Annotated in this window: 15 protein-coding genes, 1 tRNA gene and 1 pseudogene; 12 read left to right on the forward strand and 5 right to left on the reverse strand. The window is 72.9% G+C overall.

Features of this window, described 5'->3' with window-relative positions; all coding sequences use genetic code 11:
• Nucleotides 1-2: 2 nt before the first annotated feature.
• Together QA802_RS20385 and QA802_RS20390 are read left to right on the forward strand one after the other, a co-directional pair.
• Entirely contained in the window at nucleotides 3-1,166 is a 1,164-nt protein-coding gene (locus QA802_RS20385) for a macrolide family glycosyltransferase (protein ID WP_334524680.1), read from the forward strand.
• A gap of 364 nt (nucleotides 1,167-1,530) precedes the next feature.
• A complete protein-coding gene (locus QA802_RS20390) occupies nucleotides 1,531-1,914 on the forward strand; it encodes an acyl-CoA thioesterase (protein ID WP_319165637.1) in 384 nt (127 codons plus the stop codon).
• Between the two features lie 115 nt (nucleotides 1,915-2,029).
• On the opposite strand, the gene QA802_RS20395 is transcribed toward QA802_RS20390, so the two are convergent.
• The 3 genes from QA802_RS20395 to QA802_RS20405 all read right to left on the reverse strand — a co-directional run bounded on the left by QA802_RS20395 (nucleotide 2,030) and on the right by QA802_RS20405 (nucleotide 7,100).
• Nucleotides 2,030-3,952 (reverse strand): copper resistance CopC/CopD family protein, encoded by a 1,923-nt coding sequence (locus tag QA802_RS20395; protein ID WP_334534772.1) that lies wholly within the window; start codon nucleotides 3,950-3,952, stop codon nucleotides 2,030-2,032.
• Nucleotides 3,953-4,216: 264 nt separating this feature from the next.
• A complete protein-coding gene (locus tag QA802_RS20400; RefSeq protein ID WP_334524685.1) occupies nucleotides 4,217-4,930 on the reverse strand; it encodes a GNAT family N-acetyltransferase in 714 nt (237 codons plus the stop codon).
• Nucleotides 4,923-7,100 carry a penicillin acylase family protein gene (locus QA802_RS20405; protein WP_334534773.1) on the reverse strand — a complete coding sequence of 726 codons (2,178 nt, stop codon included), beginning with the start codon at nucleotides 7,098-7,100 and terminating at the stop codon, nucleotides 4,923-4,925. The genes QA802_RS20400 and QA802_RS20405 overlap by 8 nt, the downstream gene beginning before the upstream one ends.
• Before the next feature lie 86 nt (nucleotides 7,101-7,186).
• Here QA802_RS20405 and QA802_RS20410 point away from each other — a divergent pair, with 86 nt between their 5' ends.
• From QA802_RS20410 to QA802_RS20425, 4 genes are all read left to right on the forward strand, one after another.
• Nucleotides 7,187-7,924: a siderophore-interacting protein gene (locus QA802_RS20410; protein ID WP_334524688.1), complete on the forward strand. Its 738-nt coding sequence runs from the start codon at nucleotides 7,187-7,189 to the stop codon at nucleotides 7,922-7,924.
• Between the two features lie 24 nt (nucleotides 7,925-7,948).
• On the forward strand, nucleotides 7,949-8,611 hold the full coding sequence (locus QA802_RS20415; protein ID WP_334524691.1) for an HhH-GPD-type base excision DNA repair protein: 663 nt from the start codon (nucleotides 7,949-7,951) through the stop codon (nucleotides 8,609-8,611).
• 133 nt (nucleotides 8,612-8,744) lie between these two features.
• Nucleotides 8,745-9,062: a hypothetical protein gene (locus QA802_RS20420; protein ID WP_334524694.1), complete on the forward strand. Its 318-nt coding sequence runs from the start codon at nucleotides 8,745-8,747 to the stop codon at nucleotides 9,060-9,062.
• Nucleotides 9,063-9,126: 64 nt separating this feature from the next.
• Complete coding sequence (locus QA802_RS20425; protein ID WP_334524697.1) at nucleotides 9,127-9,252, forward strand: hypothetical protein; 126 nt, start codon at nucleotides 9,127-9,129, stop codon at nucleotides 9,250-9,252.
• A 359-nt stretch (nucleotides 9,253-9,611) separates the two neighbouring features.
• Here QA802_RS20425 and QA802_RS20430 read toward each other — a convergent pair.
• Nucleotides 9,612-10,046, reverse strand: a pseudogene (locus QA802_RS20430) (helicase HerA-like domain-containing protein); the annotation flags it as partial.
• Nucleotides 10,047-10,117: 71 nt separating this feature from the next.
• On the opposite strand from QA802_RS20430, the gene QA802_RS20435 reads away from it, so the two are divergent.
• Nucleotides 10,118-10,414, forward strand: a complete 297-nt coding sequence (locus QA802_RS20435; protein ID WP_004943146.1) for a type II toxin-antitoxin system VapB family antitoxin — start codon at nucleotides 10,118-10,120, stop codon at nucleotides 10,412-10,414.
• A gap of 275 nt (nucleotides 10,415-10,689) precedes the next feature.
• A complete protein-coding gene (locus QA802_RS20440; protein ID WP_334534775.1) occupies nucleotides 10,690-11,391 on the forward strand; it encodes a LytR C-terminal domain-containing protein in 702 nt (233 codons plus the stop codon).
• Nucleotides 11,392-11,448: 57 nt separating this feature from the next.
• Here the strand turns inward: QA802_RS20440 and upp are convergent, their stop codons facing one another.
• The gene (upp, locus tag QA802_RS20445; RefSeq protein ID WP_319165646.1) at nucleotides 11,449-12,084 is read right to left on the reverse strand and encodes a uracil phosphoribosyltransferase; all 636 of its coding nucleotides are present in this window, start codon (nucleotides 12,082-12,084) and stop codon (nucleotides 11,449-11,451) included.
• A 233-nt stretch (nucleotides 12,085-12,317) separates the two neighbouring features.
• Here upp and QA802_RS20450 point away from each other — a divergent pair, with 233 nt between their 5' ends.
• The 4 genes from QA802_RS20450 to QA802_RS20465 all read left to right on the forward strand — a co-directional run bounded on the left by QA802_RS20450 (nucleotide 12,318) and on the right by QA802_RS20465 (nucleotide 14,071).
• Nucleotides 12,318-12,515, forward strand: a complete 198-nt coding sequence (locus QA802_RS20450) for a hypothetical protein (RefSeq protein ID WP_334524705.1) — start codon at nucleotides 12,318-12,320, stop codon at nucleotides 12,513-12,515.
• A gap of 394 nt (nucleotides 12,516-12,909) precedes the next feature.
• Entirely contained in the window at nucleotides 12,910-13,446 is a 537-nt protein-coding gene (locus tag QA802_RS20455; protein ID WP_334524707.1) for a tRNA adenosine deaminase-associated protein, read from the forward strand.
• 50 nt (nucleotides 13,447-13,496) lie between these two features.
• Nucleotides 13,497-13,928: a tRNA adenosine(34) deaminase TadA gene (tadA, locus tag QA802_RS20460; RefSeq protein WP_334524709.1), complete on the forward strand. Its 432-nt coding sequence runs from the start codon at nucleotides 13,497-13,499 to the stop codon at nucleotides 13,926-13,928.
• A 58-nt stretch (nucleotides 13,929-13,986) separates the two neighbouring features.
• Nucleotides 13,987-14,071, forward strand: a tRNA-Ser gene (locus QA802_RS20465).
• Nucleotides 14,072-14,151 lie beyond the last annotated feature (80 nt).

A 14,151-nucleotide genomic window follows, 5' to 3' on the forward strand; every position in this document is an offset into this window, starting at 1 on the left:
TCGTGCCTGGTCGTCATCCGCATCCCGCGCACATCGCCGTGTTCAACGTTCCGATGCACGGGCACGTCAATCCGACGCTGGGGGTCGTCGAGGAGCTCGTACGACGGGGGCACCGGGTCACCTACGCCGTCACCGAGGAGTTCGTGCACCAGGTGAAGGCGGCCGGCGCCGAGCCCGTCCTCTACCCGGACTCGGGGGACGGCTCGGAGGCGCCGGAGGAGATGGGCGAGGGGTTCGCCCGGGTCGTCGACACGGCGCTGGCCTCCCTGCCCGCCCTGACCCGGGCATTCGACCGGGACCGTCCGGACCTGGTGCTGTGCGACGTCTACGCCTTCGCCGGACTGCTGCTGGCGGCGAGCCGGCAGACGCCGGTCGTCGTGGCGTCCCCCACCCATCTGGCCTACGACGGCATCGTGCCCGAGTTCTTCGGTGTGCCCGGGCTGCCTCAGATCCCGGGCTTCGGGAAGCTGACGGCCGCCTTCGCGGAATACGGCGTGGACGGCGCCCGGATCCTCGAGCTCGTGCACCCGGAACACGCCGTCGCGTTCTTCCCCCGCGCCTTCCAGCGCAGGGCGGACACCGTCGCGGCACGCAACGTCGCCTATGTCGGACCCGCGCTCGGGGACCGCTCCTACCAGGGCTCCTGGCAGCCCCAGCGGCCGGACCTGCCGGTCCTGCTGGTGTCGCTGGGCTCGCAGTTCACCCGGCGGCCGGACTTCTACCGGTCCTGCGTCCAGGCCTTCGCGGAGCTGCCCTGGCATGTGGTGATGTCCGTCGGCCACGCCGTCACGCCGGACGAGCTGGGGCCCCTCCCCGACACCGTCGAAGTCCATCCGCACGTGCCCCAACTGGCTGTGCTCGCCCACGCGGACGCCTTCGTCACCCATGCCGGGATGGGCGGCACGATGGAGGCGCTGCACTACGGCGTGCCGCTGGTGGCGGTGCCGCAGATGGCCGAACAGCGGGTCAACGCCGCCCGGATCGAACAGCTCCGGCTCGGCGTCCATCTGCCGCGCGAGACCGTCACGCCCGAGGCGCTGCGGGAGGCCGTCCTGCGGGTGTCGTCCGACCGGGACGTCCGCGCGGGCGTGGCGGCCATGCGCCGGGAGATCACTGAGGCCGGGGGCGCGGGCGCCGCGGCCGACCTGATCGAGCGGGCCCTTTAGCCCGCAGGCGGGCAGGGCAGGCAGGCGGGCAGGCGGGCAGGCACGAAGTCACGTAGGCAGGAAGGCAGGAAGGCCCCACCTTCACGAACCGACGTCCCTCACCACCCGACCACCCTCACCACCCGACCGTTCTCTCCCCCCCCCACCACCCCGCAGTCACCGCAGGCTCGCGGTCGTCGCCGGGCCCGCCGTCCCGGCAGCCGCGACGCCGGGACCACACGCCGGCCCGGGAGGCCGGGACCCTGTTCCGAGGAGCAACCCCTTGATCCACGCCCTGGCTTCCGACGTCCGTCGCACGAGCACCGCGCGCCCGCCCCACGACGTGCCGGACCGCCGACCGCACCTCTATCTCCGTCAGGTTCGCATGAGCGACCTGGACTCCATGCAGCACGTGAACAACGCGCGGTTGCTCGAGATGATCCAGGACGCCCACATCGACCTGTTCTACCTGCGGCCCGGGCTGCCCGGGCAGGAGATCCGCCCGCGGTTCGTGTACGCGCGCCACGAGCTCGACTACACCGAGCCGCTCGTGCTGGAGCCGGAGCCGGTCACCATCGTCACCACCATCGGCGACCTGCGCCGCTCGTCCTTCCGGGTCACCAGCCGCGTCACCCGTGACACGCGGGTGTTCTGCACCTGCGTCAGCACGGCCGTCGCGTACGACCCCGACGCGCGCTGCTCGCGCCGCCTCGAGGAGGACGAACTCGCCCTGGCCGCCCGCCACGCCACGCCGGAGCCGGGTCGCTGACCTCGGATACGCCCCGGGGCGGTGTCGGACGGCCTCGGCGACGGCCTCGGCGACGGCCTCGGCGACGACTGCGGTGACGGCTGCGGTGACGGCCTCGACCAAGGCGGCTACGGCCTCAGCGCTCGATGCGGACCGGCTTCGTCACGCTCACCTGGTCGACCTCCGACACCCGCACCGTCACCTTCATCTCCCAGTCGCCGGGCATGGGCAGGTTGACGGCGTCGGCGCCCCAGTAGCCGCCCTTGTCGGTGACCTTGGCGTCGAGCGGGCCGACGTCCTGGTCCGGGAGGGTGAAGGAGATGCGCAGCTCGGGCACGGTGGAGAGGCCGCCGTCGGGGCCGTAGACCACGGCCTGAAGGTTGCTGTCGCCGACCCGGCCCGGGTCGAGGGTGACCTGCACCTTGCCCTGGACGCTGCTGACGCCCGGTGAGCCGAAGGAGAAGGGGACGTCGGTCACGGACGCCACGGGCAGTCCGGTGCCCTGTCCGGCAGCCGCCGCCTCGGCCGCCGCCCGGCCCGGCAGGGTCCCGGTGAGCACGGTGGTCAGGACGAGCACGACGACGGCGACGGTGACCTCGACCAGCACGGAGCGGCGCAGCGTCCGGCGCGGGTCGACCGGGGGGCGGGTGGGGGCGCGGGTGGGGGCGGAGGTGCGGGTCGGTTCGTCGGCCGGGGGCGTGGCCACCGTGGGGACGCTTTCCGTCGGGGCGCTTTCCGTCGGACGGCTTCCCGTGTCGGTGTCGGTGTCGGTGTCGGTGTCGGCCGCCGCGGCCGCCCGTCCTCCCACCGGTTGCGGCACCCGGGCCTCGCTCTTCGCAGCCGCCTCGGCCGCCTCGGCCGTCACGTTCCCAGGCGTCGTCGCCGTCCCCGCCGTCGTTGCCGTCGTCGCGCCGCGGACCGTCCGTCGCGACCATGCTCCCGCCATCAGCAGGAGCGTGATCGCGGCGAGCTTCGCGAGCAGGACCCGGCCGTACGTCGTGTCCGTCAGCGCGGACGTGGAGCCGAGACCGCGCCAGGACTGGTAGACGCCGGTGACCACCAGGACGACGACCGAGAAACCGGCCGTCCGGGAGAAGCGGGTGACCACGTAGGAGGGGACGGAGGCGCGGTGGAGCAGGGTGAGGAGGGCCGTCAGGCCACCCAGCCAGGCCGCCATCGCCAGTAGGTGGAGCACCGAGGACGTCATCGCCGTCGGCACCTGGATGCCGGCCGACGCGTGCTCCGCGGCGGCCCAGGTCAGGGTCAGGGCCACGGCCAGCGCGCCGCCGGTCACGAGGGACGCTCGCGAGGGCCGCTGCCCTTGTGGGAGCGCGCGCTGCCGCAGGAGGAGGGCCGCGACCGCCGCCAGCAGTACGAGCCGCGCCACCAGGGCCAGGCCGGGGCGGGTGCCGAGGGTGCGGGTGAGGCCGGAAAGGTCCAGGGCCTGTGCCGGGCCGACGCCGGTCTCGTAAGGGGCGCGGAGCAGGAGCAGGAACACCGTCGATCCGGTGAGCGCCCACCAGCCGGCCATCAGCAGCCTGCGCAGCGGGCGGACGTCCGGCGGGCCGCAGACGGCGACGAAGGCCCCGGTGCCGATGAGGAGGGCGGCGGCGAGGTAGGCGAGGTAGCGGCCGATGTTGAACAGGCCGCTGGTGGCCGGGTTCTCCACCGAGGTGCTGGGCAGGGCCGGCGGGACGGCGGACGGCTTGCCCACGGAGAAGGTGAAGGCGCCGGCGATCGGGTGGCTGTCCGCGGACACCACGCGCCAGGCCACCGTGAACGTGCCCGTGCCGAGCTTGCGGGGCAGGGTGACGCGCGCCGTGTCGGCGCGGTCGTCGGCGTGGCCCGCCCGGCCCGTCTTCACCCGCCGGTTGTCGGGGTCGAAGACGCGGAAGGAGTCGTCGAGCAGGCCCACCGACTCGGTGAAGGTGAGCGTGATCGAGCCGGGGGACGTCTTGACGACGCTCCCGTCCGCCGGGTCGGCGCTGCGCAGGGCCGCGTGGGCGGAGGCCGGTCCACTGCCGAGGCCGAGCAGGATGAGCACGGCGCCCAGCAGCATCAGCGCCTGGAGCCGCCGTCGACGGCCGGCGCGCGGCCCACCGCAGACCCTCACGGCACCGACCCCTGCGGGTCCGGGGCCGGGGCCGTAGTCGTGCCGGCCGTGGGGTCGCCCGCCATCGCGCCCTTCGCTCACGTCACCGCTCCGTCTTGCTCGAGACTCGAGACCCGCGTACTCACGTACCCCGTACTTCCGTACGTGCGGATAGGTACGCGTGCAAGGGCCATCCGGTTCACCGCGAGGCCTTACGGGTGGACGGGGCCGTCACGCGGGGAAGGCTACCTCCCGGCGCAGAAACGCCAGCTGGGCCTTCTTCTCGGGCAGATACACGTCCGGCAGGTCGATCTCGGGCAGGGTGACGACCGGGCCCGCCACGAAGCCCTGCCGCAGGAAGCGGGCGATCGCCTTCTCGTTGCGCACGTCGGGGTCCACCACGACCCGCGGCCGGTCGAGGACCAGCAGGACGTACGCGGTGAGCACGCCCATCAGCGCCGAGGACCAGCCGCTGCGCGCGCCCCGCGCGCCCGCCGGCGCGAGGAGCAGATGGATGCCGAGGTCGCCGGAGGTCACCTCGTAGCAGTCGCCGACCCGGTCCGCGGTCGGCTCGTAGGTCTGGAAGAGGGCGACCGGGACGCCGTCCAGCTCGACCAGGAACGCGTGGTGGGTGTCGAGGCCGGCCATGTGCGCGTAGACGTCGGCGACCTGGTCCCGCGTCAGGCCGTTCATGCCCCAGAACGCGGCCCGCTCCTCGCGGACCCAGCCGTGGACGACGTCCGCGTCGGCCTCGGCGTCGACGGGACGGACGCCGACGACGCCGAACCCGCCGACCGTCTGCTGGTGGACGTACTGAGGTGTGGGGGTGTGGTCGGGGACGTCCTCGGGGACGTCGTGCGGCGTGGGCAGGCATGCGCCCTCCGGTGCCGAGGAGTCGTCCTGCGGCGCGAAACATTCGTAGTCCGTTACGGAACGGTCAGCCATCGTCGCTCTCCTTCTTCAGCCGCGCCCAGTCGGTGACGACGGGGGCCAGCTCGCCCTCGAGCCACCAGGGGAGCTGGTCGTGGTGGTGGGGATGCCCGGGGACGCCGGACGCGCCGTGCGGGACGATCCACCGGCTGTCCTCGCGGCGGGCCAGGTCCCACACATAGCGGGCGGCGGGGCCGCGGGCGGAAAGGTCGGTCCAGCCGGGCACCGAGGACGTGCACAGCACGCAGTCGTGGTCGCCGTCGAGGGCCGGTCCCCGGTACGCGGGGTCGGGCAGTGCCCGCCAGGGGGCGAGGCGGTGGGTGTCGCCCCAGCGGGCGGCCGGCTGCCCGGCCGCCTCCTCGAGGGCCTCCCGCACCAGCCGCGCCCGGTCGACGCCGTACAACTCCTCGGCGCGTAGCAGGTGTTCGAGGGCGAAGCCGATCCGGGGGAGGAGCGCCAGCCAGGGCAGGAGGACGTCCGGGTAGGCGGGCGGGGCCGTCAGGGCGGCGAAGGCCGGGTGCGCGGCGAGCCGGCGGACGACGGCGCCGCGCAGGGCGGCGTACCGGCCCGCGTCCTCGCTGTCGGCGTCCATACGGCGGTCCCAGCGCAGCAGCCGTTCGCGGAGTGCGGCGGCCGGGCCGGTCAGGCCGTCCAGTGCGGACACGTGTGCCAGCAGCGGCTCGGCGGAGGCCAGATGGGTGTCCGTGTGGACGGCCGCCATGTCGGACGCGGACCACTGCCGCCGCCCCGCCAGCAGCGTCCGGATGCGCTCGGCGCGGTGCGGCGCGGCGAACTCGACGCCCAGCCGCGCCGCGAGGCCGCGCTGGTTGGCCATCACGGCGACGCCGTCGGTCAGCCCCGCGCGGGGCGTCTCGTGCCAGCCGGTCCACTCGTGGCCCGGCTCCCAGGCGGGCACGACACGGGCGCCGTTGGCCGCGTCGCGGCGCGGCACCCGGCCCGCGACCCGGTGCAGCAGACCGCCCTCGGTGTCGGCCGCCTGCACGACGTTGACGGGCTCGACCCACTGGTCGAGAGCCCGGTCCACGTCGGCCACCCGGCGGGCCCGCAGCAGCGGGAGCAGCGTCTGGAAGCCGAGGTCGGACGTGACGCGAGGCGGATAGCGCAGACTCACCGCGAGCGGGAAGCCGGGGGCGTCGTCGGGTGAACCCGGGGCGCCGGCGACTGCGTCTGCTTCGGAGGCGCCGGGGACTGCGTCGGGGATACCGGAGGTGCCGTCGTCGAGGCCTTCCGGGCCTCCGGCGATCACCGGGCCCCGTTCGGTCTCGAGCACCTCCACCTCGACGGGCTCCTCCCCCGCCACCCGCACGAGTTCGGTGTGCCGGGACACTCTCCGCCAGCCGCCGTCCGGGCCGAGCGCCTCGACTCCGGCGCCGGTGCGGCGCAGCCGTTCGCGGTAGAGGTCCTGGTAGTCGGCCATGGCGTTGGTGATGGCCCAGGCGACGGTGCCGGTGTGCCCGAAGTGCGCGATGCCGGGGACGCCGGGGACGGCGAGTCCGACGACGTCGAACTCGTCGCAGGCCAGGCGGATCTGCTGGTACACGCCGGGGTCCTCGACGAACCGGTGCGGGTCGCCGGCGATGACCGGCTGCCCGGTGACCGTGCGGTCGCCGCTCACCAGCCAGCCGTTGCTGCCGGAGGTGCCGGGCCCGTCCGTGGCGAACAGACCGACCGCTTCGGGGCCGAGGTGGCGGGCGGCCTCCTCGCGCCAGAGCTTGGCGGGGAACCCTGCGAACAGGAGGTGCGTGGCCAGCCAGACGGCCAGCGGCGTCCAGGGTTCCCAGCGGCCGGGCGTGAGACCGGCCCGCGCGAACTCGGGGGCGTGGCCGGGGGCGTGGCCGGCGCGCGCCGTCTCCCGCAGGCCTTCGTTGACGCCGTCGACGTACGCGCGCGTCCAGTCGGCGGTCTCGGGGTCGCGCCGGTCCAGGTCGTCGAAGCAGCGGCGCGCGGTGTCGTCGAGACGGGCGCGGCGCACGAGAAGGTCCCAGGAGAGGGCCTCGGGTCCGAGGAAGGACGCCGAGGAGCCCCGTGCGCGGTGACGTTCGACCTCCAGCTGCCAGGCGCGGTCGCGTGCGGTGACCAGCCCCTGAAGGCGGGCGAGCGACCGGGCGTCGTCGGCGCGCAGATGCGGGACGCCCCACGCGTCGCGGTAGATCTCGGTGGTCACCCTGCGTCCCAGCTTTCCCATAGTACCTATAAGGTTAGGCTATCCTAAGTTCTTGCGCGGAATCGTATGTGAAGGGTGGAAAACGAATGGCACAGGGGCGGGGCTGGGAGGGTGCGGTCCTCAAGTTGATGCGGGCGAAGGACTTCACCCTCACCGTGACGGCTGCGGAGGACGTCACCGACGACTACCGCCGGCTGCACATGTCGGACGGCGGACTGCTCGCCGCGACCGGCGTCCACCCGACGATCTGGGTGCGGCTCTGGTTCGAGAACGCCGGCCGGCCGCACCAGCGGGCCTACACGCTGGTCGACCCCGACCCGGCGGCCGGCGCCTTCAGCCTGGAGTTCGCCCTGCACGACGGCGCGGCCAGCGACTGGGCCCGCGCGGCGAAGCCCGGCGACACCATCGACGCGACCGTCCAGGGCACCGGCTTCGTGCCGCCGGCCCCGGCTCCCTCGCACGTCCTCGTCATCGGCGACCCGGCCTCGCTGCCCGCCGTCAACTCGCTGCTCGGCGAGGGCGAGGGCGCGCTCGGCTTCGCACCGGCCACCGTCTGGTTCGAGGGCCAGGCCGACGGCGGGCTGCCCTTCCGGACCGACCCCGCCCGCCACGAGATACGGCACGTGCCCCGGCGCGAGGCCGGCGCGGAGCTCGTCGAACGGGTCAGGGCCGAGCTGCCCGAACTGCTGTCGGCCACCCCCGAGCCGTACGTCTGGATCGGCTGCGATACCCACACCACCCGGACGCTGTCGGCGTACGTGCGCAAGGAGCTCGGCGTCCCGAAGGAGCGGGTGCACGCCCTGGGGTACTGGCGCGCGAGCTGACCGCCCAGGCGGGATCATCGATTCATGGACGTCACCCTTCACCTCTCCCAGGATCCCGAGGCCGACGAGCTCCTCGGGCGGTCCCCGCTCGCCGCGCTGGTCGGGATGCTGCTGGACCAGCAGGTTCCGATGGAGTGGGCGTTCAAGGGCCCCCGGACGATCGCCGACCGGCTCGGCGCCGACGACCTGGACGCGCAGGACATCGCCGTCCAGGACCCGGAGGCCTTCGCCGCGCTGCTCTCCGACAAGCCGGCCGTGCACCGCTACCCCGGCTCCATGGCCAAGCGCGTCCAGCAGCTCTGCCAGTACCTCGTCGAGCATTACGACGGTGACGCGGCAGCCGTCTGGCAGGACGTCGCCACCGGCAAGGAGCTGCTCGCGCGCCTCGAGGAGCTGCCCGGGTTCGGCAGGCAGAAGGCGCAGATCTTCCTCGCGCTGCTGGGCAAACAGCTCGGCGTGCGGCCCACCGGCTGGCGGGAGGCCGCAGGCCTCTACGGGGAGCCGAAGTCCTTCCGGTCCGTCGCCGACATCACCGGACCGGAGTCGCTGGGCAAGGTCCGGGCGCACAAACAGGAGATGAAAGCGGCGGCGAAAGTCGCGAAGGCCGGAAAAGCGGTGGCAGCCGGGAAAACCGGGACAGCGAGGAAAGCCGGGAAACAGGCCGAGAAACAGAAACCGACCAGCTGACTCCTGCCCCTGCCCCTGCCCCGTCGGTAACGCTTTCATCCCCGCCTTCGCCCCCCGGCCACCCTGCTCCGAACAGGTGATTCTCCCGCCCGGCATGCTGAACGTCGGGCGTGTCGCGGGGAGATGACCTCTCATGAACACCGCACGAAGGCACCCGCGCAGCCGCACCTGGCTGCGCGTGCTCGTCGTGCTCGTCGCCCTGCTCACGCCTGGCGCTCCCGCCGCGTTCGCCGCGCCGCCGGCCACCGCCTCGGAGATCGTCGAATACGACGTCCACGCCCCGCCGCTGCGCCCGGCCTCCTGTCTCCGCCGCTGCGCCGTCCCGCCGCGGCCGGCCCTTCTCCCGCCGGGCACCCCGGCGACCCGGCTGTTCTCCTCGCCGCCACGGCCCTCGCACACCCACACCCCGCGCCCCTGGTCCGCCCTGCGCACGGTGGTTCTGCGCTGCTGACCGACGCCGTCCCTCGGACCCGTCTGCCAGCACCCCAGCACTCAGCACCTTGCGAGGAACCACCATGCCCACAGACCCGTACGCCGTCCTGCGCGCCCTGCTCCGCGCGGAAGCCGCCCGCACGGCTCCCAAGCCTCCCGCCCGGCAACCGACGCATCCGCAACAGCCGCTGGGGAAACGAGAGCGGTAACGGTTGCTATCGGGGGGCGGAGATGGGGGGCGGGAGAGCAGGCCCACAGGTCCCGGGTGCGGGAGAGCGGGGACCGCGAAGGCCCCGGGGGAATCGACCCCCGCCCCCGCCCCCGGTCCTGGTCCCGTCGGCGGCTAACGCCTTCTGCGGGTCGTCCCGAAGAGGGAGCGGGTGATCTCCCGACCGAGCTGGGTGCCGACCGAGCGGGCCAGCGACTTGAAGATCCCGCTGCCGACCACCTGTTTCCACGACGGAGGGGTCGGAGCTGCTCGGGTTGGAGTGTGCTCGAGAGCGTTCTGGTGAGTGGGTGTGGGTGGTCTGTGCCGGGTCGTGCGTCTGGGCTGTGGGGGCGGGTCTTCCGTGGCCCGCAGCGGGACGCCGTGCCCGAGACCGCCGAGGGCGTAGAACTGGGCGGGGAAACCCGTTGCCGTCCATTTCTGGCCGACTTCCGCCGCCCGCCCCCGCACCCGGTCGTTCGCCTCCCCCGGCGCCGAGACCCCCGACAGATCGCCCTTGACGTCGGCCAAAAACACCGGCACCCCCTGCGCCGAGAGCTGTTCGGCGATCAGATGGAGCGTCTTCGTCTTCCCGGTGCCGGTGGCGCCCGCGACCAGACCGTGCCTGTTCAGCATGGGGAGCGGGATGCGGACCGCGGCCTCGGGCAGACACTTCCCGTCCCACAACAGGGCGCCCAGGTCGAGGGCGGGCCCGCTGAAGGCGTACCCGGCGGCGATGTCACCGGCGTTCGTCGACTCGCTCACAGCAGCCCCTAGTTCCGTTATGCCACTGTTCATCACGTCTTTTCCAGCGTCGCACTCCGTCTCCATGGCTGCGCCCGGAACGTCGGGACCGGTAGGCTTTCCGTGTGATCTTCAAGCGCATCGGAAACGGCCGGCCGTACCCCGACCACGGCCGGGAAAGCACCCGGCAGTGGGCGGACGTCGCACCGCGCCCGGTCCGCCTCGATCAGCTGGTGACCACCAAGCAGCAGCTCGACCTGGAAACCCTGCTCGCGGAGGACTCCACCTTCTACGGCGACCTGTTCGCGCACGTCGTGAAGTGGCAGGGCGACCTGTACCTGGAGGACGGACTGCACCGCGCGGTGCGAGCGGCGCTCCAGCAGAGACAGGTGCTGCACGCCCGCGTCCTCGAGCTGGACTGAGCCCCGCCGGGCCGCCGCCCGCACCTCCGCCACGCCGGCCACGCGTCCCCGCGCGTCCGTCGGACATCGGGCGGGTCGGCCTCAGCGGGCTTCTTCCGTGCCGCATACGGGCTTCGCCGGACCTCCGTCGAGGCCTCGACGAGGCCTGGAGCGGCTGGCGCATTGACCCTTTCGGGTTCTTTCTCGCACCCCACGCGGCGTCGGATGATCGTTTATTAGTCACGGCAGCCCGGGCGCACTACGCTGCGCCCATGAGCATGCTGACTCCCCCCGGCATGGGCGGCAAGTACCGGATCACGGGGGACAAGTACCCCCGCATGCGTCCCCATCGTCGACGCGGCCGGCTTGCCGTCGTGGTCGTCGGCTGCGGCGCCGTGCTCGGCGTGGCGGGCTGGGGCACCCTGCAGCTCATCGACGTCTTCACAGGCGGCGGGGGCACTGCCACGGCTGCGTCCGGCTGCTCGAAGACCACGACGAAGGCGGGTCCCGCGGCCTCCGCCTCCGCGTCCGCCGCAACAAGCGGAGGCACGGGCACCGGCGCGGGCACGACAGCCGGTGCCCGTACTGGTGCCGGTGCCGGCCCCGGTGCGGTGCCCAAGCCCGCCCAGATCACGGTGAACGTCTTCAACGCCACCACCCGCAGCGGCCTCGCCAAGACGACCGCCGACGAGCTGAAGAAACGCGGCTTCAGGATCGGCGAGGTGGGCAACGCCGCCAAGCAGTACGACAAGAAGGTCACCGGGACCGGGGTGCTGCTCGGTCCCGCGTCCTCGCTCAACACCTCGCTGCCGGTCCTCGCGACGCAGCTCGGCACCGCCGAGCGCCGCACCGACGCCGCCCGCAAGGGCACCACGGTCGACCTGATCATCGGCAACGGCTTCAAGGCCCTGACGAGCCGGCCCGAGGCGGCCAAGGCCCTGACGGCGCTGGCCGCCCCGCGCCCGACGGCAGGCGCCACCACGAAGAAGGGCTGCTGACGCCCGACTCACCGGCCGGCCGTCAGAGATCCGGCCGCCCGGCGCGGCGCCCGGAGGCTACTCGGCCGCCCCGTACAGCCGGTCTCCCGCGTCGCCCAGACCCGGCACGATGTAGCCGTGCTCGTTGAGGTGGTCGTCGACGGCCGCCGTGACGACGGTGACCGGGCCGCCCGCGAGCTCGCGCTCCATGACCGCCACGCCCTCCGGGGCGGCGAGCAGCACCACGGCCGTGACGTCGTCGGCGCCGCGCCGGATCAGCTCTCGGATCGCGGCGACCAGGGTGCCGCCGGTGGCCAGCATCGGGTCCAGGACGTACACCTGGCGGCCGGAGAGGTCCTCCGGCATGCGCGTGGCGTACGTGGACGCCTCCAGCGTCTCCTCGTTGCGGATCATGCCGAGGAAGCCCACCTCGGCCGTCGGCAGCAGCCGGACCATGCCGTCCAGCATGCCGAGGCCCGCGCGCAGGATCGGCACGACCAGCGGGCGCGGGTAGGAGAGCTTGACGCCGGTGGTCGAGGCGACCGGCGTCTTGATGTCGACCTGTTCGGTGCGCACGTCCCGCGTGGCCTCGTAGGCGAGCAGGGTGACCAGTTCGTCGGCCAGCCGGCGGAAGGTCGCGGAGTCCGTGCGCTGGTCGCGCAGCGTGGTGAGTTTGTGAGCGACCAGGGGGTGGTCGACGACGTGGAGACGCATGTCGACAACAGTAACCGGGCCCGTCCTGCCCGGCGCCCCCACACTCGGTGAACCTTTCCCCCGGGCTTTCCCTCCTTCCCCCGGTCCTTCCCCGGCCCCTCCCTCGTCCTTCCCTCGTCCTTCCCTCGGCTTCGGCCGTTCGCTGGCCTCGCACCGGCCGTCGGAGGGAGGGAAACAGGGAAAAGTGGGAGGTAGTCATGGAGACGGACCGGGGTACCCGGGGTGGTGTGCTGATGCCTGACCTGCCCGACCCGACCGACGGCGACTCGCCGATGAGGCCGCCCGAAACCGACGCGGAGCGCCGTCGGCGCCGCGCCCGGTTCCTGCGCGAGCTGGCCGAGGCCCGTGCACTGCGCGACCGGGTCCAGCCGCGACGCGCCAAGACCGCCCGCCTGCGCCACGCGATGCGTATGCGCACGTTCCGCTGGTAGAACCGCCCATGCCCCGGCCACGGCCAGGCCATGACCCGGCCGTGCGGCGTACCGGACTTGGGGCATACGGGGAAGATCACCACCGTCACGGGTGTCACGCGTGCGCCGCACGGACAGGCATGCGTGGGCGCACGGGAAAGCCGCGTACGATCCGCTCGTGGCGGCAACGAGCGCGCTGGTGAGTCGGTCACGGACGTGACCACGACCGTGACCACGGGTGTGACCACAGCCGTGCGATCAAAACCACCGGACACAGGGAGCCGAAGAGGTCCCCTGGACGCCTTGTTTCTGCCACGATTCCGAGTGGGCGGGGCTCGGAGCCCGAGTTCTCCGCCCACAACCTCCGCCGGGGGGAACCCCAACCGGCACGCCTAGGACCAGTGGGAGAGTCACGGTGTACTTCGCCGCACTGCTCGCGCGCACCGAAGACGGGTGGGAAGCGAGCGACACAGAGCTCGACGATGTGGAGACCCTGTCGGATCTGGCCGACCTGGCCCGGGAGGCCTCTCCGGACGAGGACACGGTGCTCGTGCTGATCGAGCAGGAGGACTCCTGGTTCGGGGTCGTCCGCATCGACGGCGAGGAGGATCCCCGCATCTACGTCTCCGACGCCGCTGCCGCCGCCCGCAGCTCGTACGGCGAGATCCTGCTCACCGACGAACTGCTCGGAAGGGATCCGGATGACGACGACCTGGACGCCCTGGATCTCGACGGCACCGAGGACGGTGAGGACGAGGACGAGGACGAGGGCTCCGACGTCGCCAAGAGCGGCGGCTCCGCGGAAGCCGTGCCGCACGGCCCGGTCGGCGACGCCGCCATCCTCGACGACCTCGGCGTCAGCGAGAAGGAACTGAAGGCGCTGTCCGACGACGCGCTCTCCGAGATCGCCGACGCCCTGGGCGCTTCGGCGGTCCTGGAGACGGTCCGCTGACCGCACCGGAGGCGCCGGCCGACCCCGTACGCGCCCCCTGGCGAGCCGCGATGCGGCTCGCCCTGGACGAAGCCCGGCTGGCCGCCCGGGGCTCAGACGTCCCGGTCGGCGCCGTGATGCTGGCTCCTGACGGCACGACGGTCCTCGCCAGAGGCCACAACGAACGCGAGGCCGGCGGCGATCCGACGGCCCACGCGGAGGTGCTCGCCGTCCGGCGGGCGGCCGAGGTGACCGGCGCGTGGCGGCTGTCCGGCTGCACGCTCGTCGTGACCCTCGAACCGTGCACGATGTGCGCGGGCGCGATCGTGCAGTCTCGGGTGGACCGGGTCGTCTACGGCGCCCGCGACGACAAGGCGGGCGCGGTCGGCTCCCTCTGGGACGTCGTCCGCGACCGACGGCTCAATCACAGGGCCGAGGTGATCGAGGGCGTGCTCGCGAAGGAGTGCGCGGAACTCCTCACGGACTTCTTCCGCGAGCGCTGATCCGGCCGCCGCAGAACCGATTTCAAACCGGGCCGCACCTTGCTGTAAGGTCTCCCTCGGTAGCGTGTCCGAGCGGCCGAAGGAGCTCGCCTCGAAAGCGAGTGTGGCGCAAGTCACCGAGGGTTCAAATCCCTCCGCTACCGCTCTCACACCCTCTTGATCAGCGGAAACGCAATCAGGAGGGTGTTTTGCGTGCGCCGCGTGCCGCCGTTCGGCTGTTCAT

Origin of the sequence: Streptomyces sp. B21-105 (assembly GCF_036898465.1) — a bacterium.
Taxonomy (GTDB): domain Bacteria; phylum Actinomycetota; class Actinomycetes; order Streptomycetales; family Streptomycetaceae; genus Streptomyces.

Bases quoted from the DNA above. Each gene is read 5' to 3' on its own strand.
- QA802_RS20390 (WP_319165637.1), top strand. From the start codon at position 1,531: ATGAGCGACCTGGACTCCATGCAGCACGTGAACAACGCGCGGTTGCTC.
- QA802_RS20395 (WP_334534772.1), bottom strand. From the start codon at position 3,952: ATGCTGCTGGGCGCCGTGCTCATCCTGCTCGGCCTCGGCAGTGGACCG.
- QA802_RS20400 (WP_334524685.1), bottom strand. From the start codon at position 4,930: ATGGCTGACCGTTCCGTAACGGACTACGAATGTTTCGCGCCGCAGGAC.
- QA802_RS20410 (WP_334524688.1), top strand. From the start codon at position 7,187: ATGGCACAGGGGCGGGGCTGGGAGGGTGCGGTCCTCAAGTTGATGCGG.
- QA802_RS20415 (WP_334524691.1), top strand. From the start codon at position 7,949: ATGGACGTCACCCTTCACCTCTCCCAGGATCCCGAGGCCGACGAGCTC.
- QA802_RS20420 (WP_334524694.1), top strand. From the start codon at position 8,745: ATGAACACCGCACGAAGGCACCCGCGCAGCCGCACCTGGCTGCGCGTG.
- QA802_RS20425 (WP_334524697.1), top strand. From the start codon at position 9,127: ATGCCCACAGACCCGTACGCCGTCCTGCGCGCCCTGCTCCGCGCGGAA.
- QA802_RS20440 (WP_334534775.1), top strand. From the start codon at position 10,690: ATGGGCGGCAAGTACCGGATCACGGGGGACAAGTACCCCCGCATGCGT.
- upp (WP_319165646.1), bottom strand. From the start codon at position 12,084: ATGCGTCTCCACGTCGTCGACCACCCCCTGGTCGCTCACAAACTCACC.
- QA802_RS20450 (WP_334524705.1), top strand. From the start codon at position 12,318: ATGCCTGACCTGCCCGACCCGACCGACGGCGACTCGCCGATGAGGCCG.
- tadA (WP_334524709.1), top strand. From the start codon at position 13,497: ATGCGGCTCGCCCTGGACGAAGCCCGGCTGGCCGCCCGGGGCTCAGAC.